Origin of the sequence: Empedobacter sp. UBA6745 (assembly GCF_002453775.1) — a bacterium.
Classification (GTDB): Bacteria; Bacteroidota; Bacteroidia; order Flavobacteriales; family Weeksellaceae; genus Empedobacter; species Empedobacter falsenii_C.
On sequence record NZ_DKHL01000002.1, the window covers coordinates 18,064 to 34,004 of the forward strand.

The window sequence follows — 15,941 nt, forward strand, 5'->3', positions numbered from 1 at the left end:
TTGAAAACTATTTTTTTATTTCAATTGAGATAGAAATTTTTTTATGGCTTCTGAAAGATTTCCGTTCGAATTTTCTAAAACACGTAAAAAAGCACTTCCGACAATTGCTCCATTTGCGTAATTCCATGCTTTTTCTACATCAGCTTTTGTCGAAATTCCAAATCCAATTTGATGTGGTTTTGTCAAACCTAAATTTTTAACATTTGACAAAAAATCTTCGTTATAATTAGATTGTGTTGCGCCAGTTGTAGCTGAACTCGAAACGATATAAACAAATCCAGAAGTTGCATCATTAATCTCTTTAATGCGTTTTTCTGTTGTTAAAGGTGTAATTAGAAAAGTAACTTTTTGATCGTATTTATCAAATAATTCTTTGTGTTGCGCCAAGTAAATTTCGTACGGCATATCAGGTAAAATCAAGCCTGAAACTCCACTTTCTTGACAATTTTGTAAGAATTTTTCTAATCCAAATGTCATCACTTGGTTATAATAACCCATCAAAACAATTGGTGCAGAAATTTCATTTTGAACCGATTTTAATTGCTCAAACAAAATATCCAATGTCATTCCGTTTGCTAACGCTTTTTCGCTTGTAGCCTGTATTGTTGGACCATCAGCCAAAGGATCAGAATATGGGATTCCGACTTCGATAATGTCAACATTATTTTGATCTAATTCTTTTAAAATAACAGGGGTATCCGATAAATTCGGATACCCAGCTGTTGTGTATATTGTAATGAGGTTTTTATTTTTTTGACTAAATAATTGCTCTAATTTGTTCATTTTTATTTTGCTTGTTTTAATAAGATTGTATAGACTGGAAAGTGGTCAGAATAACCGTTTGCACGATAAGTATCGCCGCTCCACATACGGTTAGGGAATCCTTTATATGCACCTTCTGTCGCTTTTAAATAATCTTTGTTGTAAATTTCAGTTTTGAAGATTTTATACGTTGAATAATCTTTATTTTTTGTAACCAATGATGAAGTCGAGATAAATTGATCAAATAGATTCCAAGCATCACGATAAGCTAAAGTACCAACACCTTTTTTATATAAAGGTAACATAGGGTCATAATACCCGCTATCCGAAACTTTAGCAATTTCTCCTGCTGGATCAAATGTATTTTTAATACTTGGAGAAATAGGATCATCATTAAAATCACCCATTGCAATTACTTTTGCATTTGGATTCTTAGATTTTAACTCATCAAAAATTCCTTTCATCACCTTTGCTGCTTCCATACGAGCTGGCATCGAAACTTTTTCTCCTCCACTACGAGAAGGCCAGTGATTTACTAAAAAAGTGATTTCTTCACCGTCTAATAAACCTGTAACTTGTAGAATATCACGCGTATATTTTCGTTTACCTTCAGCATCATAATTGAAAATAGGATGAGGTCTTGCATCAATTACTTTGAAACGAGATTTTTGATACAATAAACCTGTATCAACTCCACGTGCATCAAATGAATTAAAATGAACAACACCATAATCGTATTTTTTCAAAGCAGAGCTTTTTGCTAAATCTTCTAAAGTTTCTCTTGTCTCAATCTCGCAAATACCAACGATTACTGGAGCAGAACCTGTAACATCTGCACCTAATTCGCTAATAACTTTTGAAATATTATTGACTTTCTGGAAATATTTTTCTGTATTCCATCTTTTATTTCCGTTTGGTAAAAATTCTTCTTGAAGAATTAATGGACGGATAATTTTCTTTCCTTTTATATTTTCGTACGTATAACTTTGTTTGAATTCTTCTGTTTCGTACTTCGAAATGTCAGATTCAGCAATCTGAATGTGGTAATTTTTGTCATTAAAAGGTAAAGTTCCATTTACATATCCAACTGATTTTATGGTGTCAAAAAGATTCTCGACATTATAAAAAGCTACAGTTGCACTTGAATATTTGCTTTGAGCTTTAACATTTAACGTTAAGAATAAATTAAAAATTATTAATAAAGTTAAAGATTTATTAATTTTAAACATATGTTATTAATTATGAATTTACTAAATTTGTTGTCCTATTTTTTTCGATGAAGGAAATAAATAGCTAATTTATAAATAAAAATTCGTTTGAATGAACAAATTATTGTTAAGTCTTTCAGTCTTTGCTGCAACTGTCGCTATGGCGCAGGCGCAAACAAAGGTTACTGGGGTAGCAAAAAATGCTGCTACAGGTGAAGAGGTTTATAACCTCACTGTACGTTTGGACGGAGGAGCAGTAAGCGATGCTGCTATCACCGATCGTATAGGATATTTTCAGTTTGTAGATATTCCGGATGGAACGTACAAATTACAAGTTTATGGCGTGGGCTATGACCCATATGAAAAAGAAATCACTGTAGCAGGGCAAAAAGAGCTTGACTTAGGTGATATTAAATTAACATTTAATCCAAATACAGCAGAAGTTGGAATTATTACATTAACAGATGATGAATTATCTGATGATGAAAGTTCGACAGCTTCAAATTCAGGACTTTTACAATCTTCACGTGATGTTTTTGCTCGCGTATCTGCGTACGAATTAGGTTCGTATTGGTTTAAACCAAGAGGTTTAGACAACAAATATAATGATGTATTATTCAATGGAGTTCGTATGAATAAAATGGATAATGGTCGTGCAACTTTTAATAACTGGGGAGGTCTGAATGATGTTACTCGTCGTCCAGATGAGTTAACATACGGAATCGAACCTTCTAATTATGCTTTTGGAGATTTAGGGGGAGTTACAAATTTTGATACTCGTCCTTCAACAATGCGTAAGGGAGTAAGTTTGGCTTATTCTAGTACAAATCGTTCATACAGAAACCGTGTAATGGCTACATATAATACGGGATTGATGGATAATGGTTGGGCGTTTATGGTTTCTGGAAGTAGACGTTGGGCAGAAGAAGGTATTATAGAAGGTACTTTTTATGATGCATACGCTTACTACTTAGGAGTTGAGAAAAAGTTTAATGAAAAACATACCTTAAACTTCACAAGTTTTGGTGCGCCAACTCGTCGTTCTACAGGTTCACCTAATACACAAGAAGTTGTGGATATGATGGGGATTTATTACAATTCTTATTGGGGATGGCAAGATGGTGAAAAACGTAACGAACGTGTAAAGAAAACTTTCGAACCAATTAATATGTTGACGCATCATTGGAATATTAACAATAAATCAAAATTAACAACAACAGTTTCTTATCAATTTGGTAAAGAAAGTAGTTCTCGTTTAGATTGGTTTGCAGGAAATAATCCTTCTCCAGTTTACTATCGTAATTTACCATCTTATTTTGCGTATAGTGGAGCAAGTCAAGGTGCTATAAATAACCAAACTGAATTATGGAGAAGTGGTCAAATTTCTCAAATAGATTGGACAAGTTTATATGAAGCTAATATTAACAATGCTGGGAGATCTGTTTATTGGTTGACTGCTGATGTTAACGAAGATAAAACAGCAACTGCTTATACAAATTTTCAGACAGAGTTAGCACCTAATATAGATTTGACAATTGCAGCGTCTTATCAAAATACGAAATCTCAACTATACCGTGAAATACAAGATTTATTAGGTGGACAATATGTTGAGAATAAAGATAACTTTACTCATGCTAGATTTAATATTTTAGACCCTGATTATCAACCAACAAAAGGACAGCGTCAAGGATATAATTATGAAATTAATCGTGATTATGCAGATTTATTCATGCAATCTAAAATAAAAGGAAAATTTTTAGACGTAACAATTGGTATGAAAGCTGCTTTGACTAAGTTTTATCGTGAAGGTAAATGGATGCACCAATCATATCAGCAGACTTCTTACGGTAAAAGTAAAACGTATGATTTCTTAGATTTTGGGGTGAAATCTAATTTCTTAGTAAAATTAGATGGACGTAATTTTATCCAAGCAAATGTAATGTATCAAACAGAAGCGCCAACTTCTGATGAGATTTTTCCAAATGCTCGTGTAACTAACGTAACGGTAGATGGAGTAGAAAGTGCAAAAATATTCTCAAGTGACTTATCATATATTTTAAGAGCTCCACGTATTAAAGCTCGTGCAACGGCTTTTTACACAAGAACAAAAGACGAAATCGAGAAAGCATTTGGTTATATCGATGGAGCAAATGACCAAGTCTTTGTTTCAGAAGTTATGACAGGTGTTGGAAAAGAATATTTGGGAACAGAATTAGCGGTAGAAGCACAAGTATTACCAGTACTTACAGTTTCTGCAGTAGCTTCTATTGGTCAATATGTTTACAAAGACAACCCTAGTTATAATTTATATTCTGATGATTATGTGAAACCTGGAAACATTGGAGTTCCTTACCAAAACTTCGGAACTGCTTATCTTCATAATTATAAAGTAGGAAGCGGACCACAATCTGGTTTCTCTTTAAGTGCAGAGTACCGTGATCCTAAATTCTGGTGGATTGGTGTATCTGGAAATTTATTAGCAAATAATTACATAGATCCTGCAGCTTTTCGTAGAACTGTAAATTTCTTTACGAATGAATATGGAGAATTATATGATATTAATGATCAAGATTTAAAAGCTGCTTTAAAGCAAGAAAAGTTGAGTAACGAATTCATGTTAAATATTAATATGGGTAAAACATTTCGTATAGGTAAATATTCTGCAGGAATTTCAGGAACAATTAATAATGTGTTGAATAACAAAAATTATGTAACAGGAGGTTTCGAACAATTAAGAGTTGGGAAATATACGAATGCTATCGATCCTAATTATCGTACATTATTTGGGCCAAAAATGTTCTACGGAATGGGTACAACATATTTTGCAAATGTTTATTTCAGATTCTAAATAAAATATTAACAACGAATACAATTTAAAATGAATACAATATCAAAATTAACAATAGCAAGTCTTTTGAGCTTAGGCTTATTTATAACTCAATCTTGTGTACAAGATGATGATTATGCAACTCCGCCAATCGATTGTGCTGATAAATTAACAGCAAATATTACAATAGCTGATTTAACAACTAAAGTAACTTCTGGGCAGATAAAACTTGATTCAAATGGAGCAATAGCAGAGGATCTTGTAATGGACGCTTATGTAATTTCAAGTGACGAAACAGGAAATTTTTATAAAACAATTTCATTACAAGATAAAGTAGAAAACCCAACATCAGGTATCCAGATTGAAATTGATGGATCTAATCTATACACAAGCTATCCTTTAGGAGCGAGAATCCAAATTAGATTGAAAGGTTTAGTTGTAGCGAAAGATAGAGGAATTATGAAAATAGGATCTGTTGACCCACAATATGCAGTTGGTCGTATACCTTCTATAAATATGAAGAAATATATGATCAAAACATGTGACCCTGTAAAAACAATTACTCCAAAAGTATTTAATAGTTTGTCGGAAGCTTTAAATGCTGGGAATTTGAATACATTAGTAACAATAAAAAATATTCAGTTTCAATCTCCAGATACAGATAAAACTTATGGAGTAGAAGCTACAACTGTTAATCGTGTATTAGTAGATAAAACAGGAAAAACAGTTGACTTACGTAATTCTGGATATGCTAAATGGTACAATGAAGAATTGCCTAAAGGTAGTGGAGAGATTACTGTAGTTGTTAGTATTTACAATTCAACTTACCAAGTTTATATCCGCGATACAAAAGATGTAAAATTCGATCAGCCTCGTTTTGACGTTGGAGGAGGCCAAAATCCAGGTGGAGGAAATAATACAGAAGCAACTAATTTATTGTTCAAAGGTTCTGATTTCAATGTTTGGGCTGACTTTTTATCTTCAATTAACTCTTTTGGCTTAGTGAAAGATACCTATGCAACTAGCGGAGTTGGTGTTGGTAGAGATAACACAAATGCATTACTTTTAAAAGGAACACCAAAAGCAAATGATTACGTATTTACAACTATTGTAAATAATACAATTCCTGCAACTCCAAAGAAAATTACATTTTATGTAAAAGGAACATCTGGGAAATCATTGTCACTAAATGTGTATAAATCTGATAAAAAATACGTAGTATATAATGTAGGAGATTTATCGAATGCAAATGTATCTTTATCACCAATTGATGCAAATCAATATACAGGTAAAATTGATACTAAAGGCGAATGGGTTCTTGTTACTCTAAATATTGAAGGAGTAGATATTCAAAAAACTGCTGGTGAAAATATTTTTGCACTAAAAGTAGGAAAAGATGAAGCTTATGATTTAGTTATCGATAATATCAAAATTGACTAATTAATCAGTTTAAATATTATAATAATTAAGGCAACCAATAGGTTGCCTTTTTTTGTTTTTATTAGGTTAACAAACTCCTAAATATTCTTCATTTTTTAACGTGATTTCACATTCTGAAATGTATAAAATTCAAATAAAAATTATCTGTTAATGAGTATTGATTTTATTTAATTCAAAAAATATTAACATAAAATCGATTTTAATTTTATTAAAAAAAGTTAAAAAAAGATTTATTAATCATTTAATAAGTATTTAATAATGGATAATTGATAAAAAAAAGCAATTTATGTCTTATTTGGATAAAATGTTAATTATATATCATTTTGCTTTTTTCTCTAAAAAATAATGTTCAGATTTGTTCCCCTATTTTATAAAAATAAGACTATGAGGAGAAGAATCACATCTTTGAGTTTGTTAGCTTTCTTAGGTTTAGGAACGGCTGCATTTGCTCAAGTAACAGGTGTTGTAAATGATGCAGATAATTTTCCGGAAGCGGATGTAGAAGTATCTGTAAAAGGTACATACAAAGTTGTCTATACTGACCAAGACGGAAAATTTGACATTGATGCTAAAATTGGAGATATTTTAGTTGTTAATGGAAAGGAATTTAGTGTTACAAGTAACGCTTTAGGTACATTAAAGTACGCTGCTGCTACAAGTTCTACGGTTGATTTAAGTGAAGTTGTTGTGAAATCTATTTTCAACGCTCCATCTAAATCAGGTGTTACAACTGTAAAAGCAAAAGATTTAGAACAGATGAATCCATCTGTATCTATTGACCAAATGTTAGGAGGTAAAGTTGCAGGTCTATCATCTCAAGCGATGAGTGGAGCTCCTGGTGCAACTGCTAATGTTACAATTCGTGGTGCAATTGGTTTGAATGGTGGTGTAAAATCTCCATTATATGTTGTTGATGGTACATATATGACAGCAACAGATGTTGTTGCTATTAATCCGGCTGATATTGAAGAAGTAAGGGTGTTAAAAGATGCTTCTCAATTAGCAATCTTTGGTTCTCGTGGAGCGAATGGTGTAATCATCATGAAAACAAAATCAGCGAAAAAAGGTGAAGCTACAGTAAGTTATTCATCTCGTATTGGAGTGAACCAAATGGTTGATTTGCCAAATATCAACTTGATGAATGCCGAGCAATTGTTAAATTATCAAAATGGTTTAAGTACTATTGGTAATTTAGGTTTAGGGCAAGCTCGTACATCTGAAGAGATTGCAACTTTATCAAAAAATAACCATAAATGGTCTGATGATCTATACAAAAATGGACTTACTTCATCACATTTTATTACGATTAATAAAAATGATGGAGATACATCAAATAATTTTTCTGTAGGTTATGATAAAAATGAAGGAGCTGTTCGATATTATAATGGTATGGAAAGAATTACAGCTACTTTCAATAATACAACCAAAGTAAAAGATTGGTTACGTTACGGAATTAATTTAAACGGGTCTTATACCACGTTAGATTCTCCACGTGATCGTGTTAATGCACAATCTCCATTTTATAATACATTGTTAAATCGTCCTTACGAGACTTTTTATTCAATGGACGCGAATGGAAATGTAGTTTTAGATGCAGATGGAAATAAAGTTTACAATCCTAATGCGAACTATATGGGATATCCTGTTGCAGATGAAATGGAAAAAACGGATGCTCAAACAAGATATTTACGTATTTATGGAACTGGTTTCGTTGAAGCAGATCTTGCTAAAAATGTAACAGCTCGTACAACTTTAGGTGCTACTTATAATCGTACACAGTACGAAAACTTCTTAAAACCATCTTCAGTTTTATCTCAATTATTAGGAGACGGAGGTTCTAAAACAGATAGAAGTACAGACCGTTTTGATTACAACTGGCGTAATGAGGTTTCTTACGAAAATACTTTTGCAGGTAAACATCATCTACGTGTAACAGCAGCATCAGAATATATCAATCAAAGTTTATATTCTATGACAATGTACGGAATTGGTTTCCCTAATGATTATTTACAAACACAAGGGTTAGCTACTTTAATTGAACAAGATTCAAAAACAAACAGATGGAGAATTTCTAAGTTTGGATATTTAGGAGCGGCTTCTTATGATTTTGCAAATAAATATTTTGTTGATGCATATATTCGTCGTGACGGAACTTCTTTAGCAGGTGTTGATAATAAATATGGAACATTCTGGGGAGTGTCTCTAGGATGGAATATAGCAAAAGAAGGATTCTTAAGAGATTCTAAAGCTGTCAATAATTTAACACTTAAAGCTTCGTATGGGGAAGTAGGAGATGATTCAGGTTTAGCTGCTTATGCAAATATGAATCTGATGAATATTTTAAATACATATAATGGTAATCCAGCAAGTTTTCCTATAACAGTTTTAGCAGATAACAATGCTACTTGGGAAGCAAATAAGAAATTTAACATTGGGTTGGATTTTGGCTTCTTTGGAAATCGTTTAACTGGTGCTATGGCATATTTCCACGATTTAAGATCTGATTTCTTATTTAACAAACAATTACCTTTAGAGGCTGGAGGATATACTACAACTATTAATGCAGGAGAAATTAAAACAGAAGGTTTTGAATTAGAATTAAACTATGATGTGATTCGTTCTAAAAACTTCGATTTATCTCTATATGGTAACGTAACCAGCTTAAAGTATAAAGTAAATCAATTAGCAGATGGAGATAATTTAATAATGCCAGATTCATACGAAAGCATGATTCACGTAGAAGGAGGGAAACCTTATCAATTCTATATGGTTCGTTATGCAGGTGTTGATGCAAATACAGGTAAAGATTTATACTTGGACAGAGATGGAAATATAACTGACGTTTATGATGGTGGAGATGCAGTCGCAACAAACAAATCTTCTCTCCCAACTTTAATGGGTGGTTTTGGTTTGAATGCTAAATTCTATGGATTTGATATCAACGCTGACTTTACTTATTCTGCAGGAGGATACATGTACAACAATACATATGCTTATTTAACAGATCCGACATCTTTAGATAACCATGTTGTTGAAGCTGCTGATTATTGGAAGCAAGCTGGTGATAATGCGTCATTCGCTCTACCAAATACAACAGGGCCAGAATATTCTACAAAATATTTAGAAAAATCTGATTACATCGCATTCCGTAGTTTGTCATTAGGATACAACTTTACAGATTTAGTAAAAGGAACGTTTATCAAAAACTTAAGAATGTTTGCTCAAGTTCAAAACTTAGCATTATGGACAAATTACCATGGGAATCCAATTGCAGGAACAGGAACAAGTGAAAGTAGTGCAGTAGGTTCGTCAGGATATGTGTCAAACTCTTTTACCGCATTCTCTTACCCATTAGTTCGTTCATATTCTATCGGATTTAATGTGTCATTCTAAAAATTGTAACAAAATGAAAAAAAATATTTTAGTCTTATCGTTGTTAGCTTGTGCATTAAGTTTTACATCTTGTAGTGATGACGATATCAATCAAAAACCATATGATGCGATCGAAGTTGGTGATTACTTTAAAACAGAAGCTGATTTTACAAACGCGTTAAATGGGGTTTATAAAGGTTTCGCGCAATCAGGTTATTATGCTGGTTTGAGTAATGCTAGCGATTTAGTTTCTGTTGGAGATATCATGGCAGACAACTTAATTCTAGATCCTAACGGACGTCGTGCAGGTCAAAGAGCACATACTTGGTCATATAATTCGAATTCTGTTCCTACAGATATTTACTCAACTTCTTATAATATTATCTCAAGAGCTAACATGATCTTGTCGAATGTTGATAATTTACAAGACGGCGATTTCAAAAATAATGTAATTGCGCAAGCAAAAGCTCTTCGTGCATTAGCCCATTTTGAGGTGGCTCGTACATATGCTGAGATTCCAACTCAAGCTGCAAATGCTGCATCTACTGTAGGTATTGCTTATGTAGATAAATATGATCCTCAGGCAGCTCCAAAACGTGATGCAACAATTGCTGAATCTTATGATAAAATTATTGCTGATTTAGAAGATGCGATTCCAAATTTAGAAGCTTCTTCAGAAAGTTCTGTTATGGGGAAATCTGCAGCACAAGCTTTATTAGGAAAAGTATATTTATATAAAGGAGATTATAAAAAATCGATCGAATTTTCTCAACCTGCTGTAGATGCAGTTGCTCCAGCATCACAAGAACAATTAGCTGGATTATGGACTTCTAAAAATAGTGATGGTGTATTATTTGAAATTGCATTTATCAATTCAAGCGATCCAACAATTGGTACAAACTATAGCCAAGGGGCAACGAACGAAAATATTGTAATTGAATATGCAGTAGATAAAGATTTCTATGCTTTGTATAATCAAAAAACAGAATCTGAGCGTATAAATGCGTATTTCAAAATTTTCAACCCTAGTAACCACGATAGTCAAGCTGTTATCGCAGTTAATAAATATATCAATGGTAAAGTAAAATTAGGATTGAATAACGGACGTTATTTACGTGTGGAAGAAGCAATTCTTAATTTAGCTGAAGCTCAATATTTATCTGGAGATCAAGGTGCCGCTTTGATTACTTTAAATAAATTAAGAGATGTACGTTACTCTAATTATACAGGTGGAGAAACTGGAACTGCAATTTTTGATGCAATTCAATTAGAGCGTCGTAAAGAATTAGCTTTCGAAAACGGAGATCGTTGGTTTACATTAAAACGTTTACAAGGAGTTGCTGGTATCTCTCCTGTTTACACAAGCGGTATTCAACGTAGTGGAAACGGTTATTTAGCAAATGGTACAGGAACTGCTTCTTCAGAACAAACATTAAAAGCTGGAGACCACAAATGGCAATTACCTATTCCTCAATCCGTTTTAAACTTAAATAAAAATATGACTCAGACTCCTGGGTACTAATTATAATTTTTTATAGCTTTTAATAAAAAGAGAGAGACTACCGTTTTCGGTAGTCTTTTTTTTTACAGTTGATGTTAAAATTTTAACTTTTATTTTTATTTTATTAATATGAATAAGCTTTTTTTATATAGGTAGATTTGTTATTATTTTATTCTAATTATCGGTTTTATCAATGTTAATATTGAGTTTTTGTGCTAAATATAATAATGTATAGCTATTTTGTTAAGATGTTGATAAATAAAAAAATATAGATCACTTTTTGGAAATCTTAAAAAAAAGTTAGAATTTTGTCTAAAATGTTATAAAATATTAAAACTATGAGGAGAAGATTAACATCTTTGGGCTTATTAGCTTTCCTAGGACTAGGAACAGTGGCTTTTGCTCAAGTTACAGGTACTGTTAATGATGCTTCAAATTTGCCAGAGGCAGATATTGAGGTTAAAGTTAAGGGTACAGATAAAGTAACTTATACAGATGAAAACGGAAATTTCAATATTGACGCTAAAGTTGGTGATACATTAGTAATCAATGGAAAAGAATTTAAAGTAACTTCTACTAATTTAGGAGCTTTAAAATATACTTCAAATGAGAATGTAGATTTAGGTGAGGTTGTAGTTGTTGGTTTTGGACAAACTAAAAGTGTTCAAGAAATCACAGGTTCAACAAGTACAATGTCTTCAAAATCAATTCAAGATGTGCCAGTTGCTTCTGTAGATAAAATGTTACAAGGACGTGTTTCTGGGGTTCAAACAGGAAATGCTTCAGGTCAACCAGGAGGTATGGCAAGTGTACGTGTACGTGGTATTTCTTCTATTAATGGTGTACAATCTCCAATTTGGATTGTAGATGGTGTTCGTGTAGCGAGTGGAGATTTAACAAGAAACAATACGACAGGTAATATTTTAGCGAATATGAACCCTGATGATATTGAATCTGTAACTGTTTTGAAAGATGCCGTATCAACTGCTGTTTATGGTGCTGATGCAGGAGCTGGAGTTATTATTATAACAACTAAATCAGGAAGAAAAGGTGCTGCGAAATTTAATTTTTCTTCTTCTATAGGATGGAATGATAGAGCTGTTGATATGAACAGACCTTTTACAGCGGAAGAGTATAAGATATACTTAAGAGATCAAGTAAATAATTTATATGGAGCTAACTACTCAATTGAAGATTATATTAATGGAAATATTCCATTGATACCAGCTAATCAAACGACTCTTAGAAATAATATGAAGAATATATTAAGTTCTCCATATTCTACAAACTGGCAAGATGAGACAATGAAAAAAGGGTTTCAACAGAATGTTGATTTTAATGTTTCTGGAGCTAATGAAAGATTGTCATATTATGCATCTGCGAACTATTTTAAACAAGAGAGTATAATTAAAAACTCTAGTTTTAAACGTTTATCTTTTACAAATAAGGTAGCTTATCAAGCAACTGATAAGTTGAAATTATCTACAGATATTCAGATGTCTTATGGTAATATTAGAACTTTACCTAACGCAGGAGGTTTTGCTAATCCAATTTTAGCAGGATATTTTAATAGACCTACAGACCCTGTTAGAAATGAAGATGGTTCTTATTATTGGCAAGCATCTAATCATAGATTATCTAATAATATGTTTAACCCAGCGGCTTTATTAGATATGAATTATAATAAAGCTCAAACCGCAAGAATTTTTGCAAATTTTAAAGCGGAATATGATATTTGGAAAAACATTAAATATACATTAGTATTTGCTCCAGAATATATCAATATCGAAGAAGATCAGTATTGGAACCCTCAACACGGAGATGGATATGGATATGGAGGTTATCAAAAATCAGGAACAAATAGATATTTTAATTTTAACGTACAAAATATTGTAAGTTGGAATCAAAAATTTGATTTACATAATGTAGGAATTTCCTTAATCCAAGAGGCATATAAATCAGATCAACGTTATTTATCTGCAACAGGAATTACTGTTGGTAGTCCAATTTTAGAAACACTAACGAATTTTGTTGTTCCTTACGGATACGAAGGTGGTAGAGGGATTTCTTCTCGTTGGGGGTATGCTGCAACAGCTCACTATGACTATGATAAATTAGTATTAGTTGATGCATCTTATCGTCGTGATATCCTTTCTCAATTCATGCCAGGTCAAAAAGAAGGTGACTTCTGGTCTGTTGGTCTTGGATTTGATGTTGCTCGTTTAGGAGATTTGAAAGGAAATGGGACTCTTTCTATGATGAAATTAAGAGCGTCTTATGGTAAGTTAGGTAACCAAGTAAGCGCTAATCCTTATGCGACATATTCGTATTCAACAAACTATAACGACTATGCAGCAGCAAGTTTTAATAGAGTGTATAATCCGAACTTATCATGGGAAACAGTTAATCCTTTAAACATAGGTATTGACTTTGGTTTCTTAAATGATCGTATTAGATTTTCTGCAGAGTATTTCAACAAGAAAACGAAAGACTTGATTTATGATTTACCATTATCAGCTTCACAAGGTCTTTATAACGTAACAAACGGTAATGCAGTTTATACTGATAATATTGGAGAGTTAGTGAATAAAGGTTTTGAATTCACAGTGAATGCAGATATCTTAAAAGGAGATCGTAACCAATTCAATTGGAATGTAGGATTTAACTTGTCAACTTTAGATAATGAAATTACGAAGTTATATGGTGGAGAAGTTAAAGGTTCTTCTACTATATTAAAAGAAGGTGAGGGGGTAAGAACATTTTATTTAAGAAAATGGGCAGGAGTTGATCCAACGAATGGAGATCCATTATGGTACATTAATGGTAAAGATGGAGCTACAACAAATAACTATAACTTAGCACAACAAGCTGTACAAGGGTCATTTATTAGTGATGTTTATGGAGGTTTAAATACTTCAGTATCATATTCAGGATTCTCACTAGATGCTCAATTTACTTTTGGATTTGGAGGTAAAATTTATGATAACTGGGCGGCGTACAACTACAGTGATGGGCAATATTCTATTAACTATCCTGGTTATGGAGAGGTTATGGGTGATTATTGGACTCCTGAAAATACGACAGCTTCTAATCCGAAACCAGTTTATGGAGGGAATAAAAGATCGAATAGTGCTTCAACTCGCTTTTTATACGATGCTGATTATATTCGTTTAAGTAATATTAGATTAGCTTATACGTTTGATTCTAAAATGTTACAAGGTACAGGTCTAGGTTCTGTTCAGATGTATGTAATGGCAAATAATGCATGGACACATAGATTTGATAAGGATTTAAAGTTCGATCCTGAAACGAATGTAGCTGGATATACAGATTTTAACTTACCTGTTTTAAAATCATTCTTATTAGGAGTTAATGTAAGTTTCAAAAAAAAAAAAAATGAAAAAAAGATTATTTACCATAGCAGTTCTTACTGCAAGCGTTTTGTCATTAAATATTTCTTGTAGTGATGATTTTGTAGAAAGAGAGTTTTATCAAGAAGTGGAACAAAAACCTTTAACATCATATGATGAAATACAATCATTCGTACGTGGAGCTTATTCTCAGATGAGATCTGCCAAGTATTATGGATGTGATTTCTTAGCATATGGAGAAATACGTTCAGATGAAATGTATAGTAATAAATTGTCAGGTTATTATACTACAATTCAAGATTATACAATGTTGTCAACTGATGCATATGCAAAAGATTCTTGGGGAGTTATTTATAAAATGATTGCTAATTCAAATATTGTTATCAATTCTGATGTAGAAAAGTTTACGGGAACAGATACGGAAAAAAAGCAATCTTATTTTGTTCAAGGTCAAGCTTACGCATTAAGAGCTTTAGGTTTTTTTGATATTTTAAGATTGTATGGTCAAAAATATACAAATGCACCTGATCAATTAGGAGCAGTACTTCCTTTAAAGTACGACCCGAAAGCGAAGATGGCCCGTGCAACAATTACTGAAACTGAAGCTCAGATTGAAGCAGATTTCAATAAAGCTGTAGAAATTATGACTAAATATAGTGCTAATACTACTGTTTCTGGCAAAACAGATATTAACCTTTCTTCAGTGAAAGCATTAATGTCTAGATATTATCTGTATAAAGGTAACTATGCAAAAGTTAGACAGCTAACTAATGAAATTGTTACTGCAGGAGGGTATAGCATAGCTGCTCAAGGTTTGTTAGCAGAAACTTTTAGATTTACAATGAATGGTGCTGCTCCTAACTCAATGTTCGAGTTGTCAGTAGGTACAACTAATTCATTATCTACATCTTCCTATAGACATAAATTACATCCAAATGGATATGGAAATGTAGTTGTAAAACCTGAAACATTAACATTGTATACAACTGGTGATATTCGTAGAAACTTTGTTCAAACTGCAAATGGGTATAATTATTTAACAGGTAAATATACAAATTCAGTAGGAGCTGATAATATTAAAATGATTCGTTACGAAGAGGTTGTTTTAAACGGAGTCGAAGCAGAATTAAACGGAGGAGATCCAGCTAAAGCATTAACTTATTATAATTCTTTAATTACTCAACGAGGATTAACTGCTGCTACTACAGTTACTATGGATGTTCTTAAGAAGGAGAGATCTAAAGAGTTGTTAGGTGAAGGTTTAAGACAATGGGATTTATTACGTTGGGGTGATATATCTTATGCAAATGGTAAAGACAAAAATCTATTAGCTTTTCCAATTCCTAGAATTGAAACTGATTTATCTGGAACTTTAATTAAATCTAATCCAGGATATGATAATTAATTAAAGTTTGTTAAATAAAAAAATCTCGAAGCAAGCTTCGAGATTTTTTTATTTA

General features: G+C 32.3%; 8 protein-coding genes. 6 read left to right on the forward strand and 2 right to left on the reverse strand.

Going from position 1 to position 15,941, the window contains the following annotated elements:
- Window positions 1-15 precede the first annotated feature (15 nt).
- A complete protein-coding gene (trpA, locus tag B4H69_RS01465) occupies window positions 16-783 on the reverse strand; it encodes a tryptophan synthase subunit alpha (RefSeq protein ID WP_180905360.1) in 768 nt (255 codons plus the stop codon).
- A 2-nt stretch (window positions 784-785) separates the two neighbouring features.
- Window positions 786-1,991, reverse strand: coding sequence for an endonuclease (locus B4H69_RS01470; protein WP_180905359.1), 1,206 nt, complete (start codon window positions 1,989-1,991; stop codon window positions 786-788).
- Between the two features lie 91 nt (window positions 1,992-2,082).
- Here B4H69_RS01470 and B4H69_RS01475 point away from each other — a divergent pair, with 91 nt between their 5' ends.
- The 6 genes from B4H69_RS01475 (at window position 2,083) to B4H69_RS01500 (ending at window position 15,886) form a co-directional block, all read left to right on the forward strand.
- A complete protein-coding gene (locus B4H69_RS01475) occupies window positions 2,083-4,818 on the forward strand; it encodes a carboxypeptidase regulatory-like domain-containing protein (protein ID WP_180905358.1) in 2,736 nt (911 codons plus the stop codon).
- Between the two features lie 30 nt (window positions 4,819-4,848).
- Window positions 4,849-6,237 (forward strand): DUF5689 domain-containing protein, encoded by a 1,389-nt coding sequence (locus tag B4H69_RS01480; protein ID WP_038337143.1) that lies wholly within the window; start codon window positions 4,849-4,851, stop codon window positions 6,235-6,237.
- Window positions 6,238-6,621: 384 nt separating this feature from the next.
- Window positions 6,622-9,630, forward strand: coding sequence for a SusC/RagA family TonB-linked outer membrane protein (locus B4H69_RS01485; RefSeq protein WP_291092487.1), 3,009 nt, complete (start codon window positions 6,622-6,624; stop codon window positions 9,628-9,630).
- Between the two features lie 13 nt (window positions 9,631-9,643).
- Window positions 9,644-11,131, forward strand: a complete 1,488-nt coding sequence (locus tag B4H69_RS01490; RefSeq protein WP_291092489.1) for a RagB/SusD family nutrient uptake outer membrane protein — start codon at window positions 9,644-9,646, stop codon at window positions 11,129-11,131.
- A 317-nt stretch (window positions 11,132-11,448) separates the two neighbouring features.
- Window positions 11,449-14,574, forward strand: coding sequence for a SusC/RagA family TonB-linked outer membrane protein (locus tag B4H69_RS01495; RefSeq protein ID WP_291092491.1), 3,126 nt, complete (start codon window positions 11,449-11,451; stop codon window positions 14,572-14,574).
- Entirely contained in the window at window positions 14,507-15,886 is a 1,380-nt protein-coding gene (locus B4H69_RS01500; protein ID WP_180905353.1) for a RagB/SusD family nutrient uptake outer membrane protein, read from the forward strand. Before B4H69_RS01495 ends, B4H69_RS01500 begins: the two co-directional genes overlap by 68 nt.
- Window positions 15,887-15,941: the final 55 nt, after the last annotated feature.

Bases quoted from the DNA above. Each gene is read 5' to 3' on its own strand.
- trpA (WP_180905360.1), bottom strand. From the start codon at position 783: ATGAACAAATTAGAGCAATTATTTAGTCAAAAAAATAAAAACCTCATT.
- B4H69_RS01470 (WP_180905359.1), bottom strand. From the start codon at position 1,991: ATGTTTAAAATTAATAAATCTTTAACTTTATTAATAATTTTTAATTTA.
- B4H69_RS01475 (WP_180905358.1), top strand. From the start codon at position 2,083: ATGAACAAATTATTGTTAAGTCTTTCAGTCTTTGCTGCAACTGTCGCT.
- B4H69_RS01480 (WP_038337143.1), top strand. From the start codon at position 4,849: ATGAATACAATATCAAAATTAACAATAGCAAGTCTTTTGAGCTTAGGC.
- B4H69_RS01485 (WP_291092487.1), top strand. From the start codon at position 6,622: ATGAGGAGAAGAATCACATCTTTGAGTTTGTTAGCTTTCTTAGGTTTA.
- B4H69_RS01490 (WP_291092489.1), top strand. From the start codon at position 9,644: ATGAAAAAAAATATTTTAGTCTTATCGTTGTTAGCTTGTGCATTAAGT.
- B4H69_RS01495 (WP_291092491.1), top strand. From the start codon at position 11,449: ATGAGGAGAAGATTAACATCTTTGGGCTTATTAGCTTTCCTAGGACTA.
- B4H69_RS01500 (WP_180905353.1), top strand. From the start codon at position 14,507: ATGAAAAAAAGATTATTTACCATAGCAGTTCTTACTGCAAGCGTTTTG.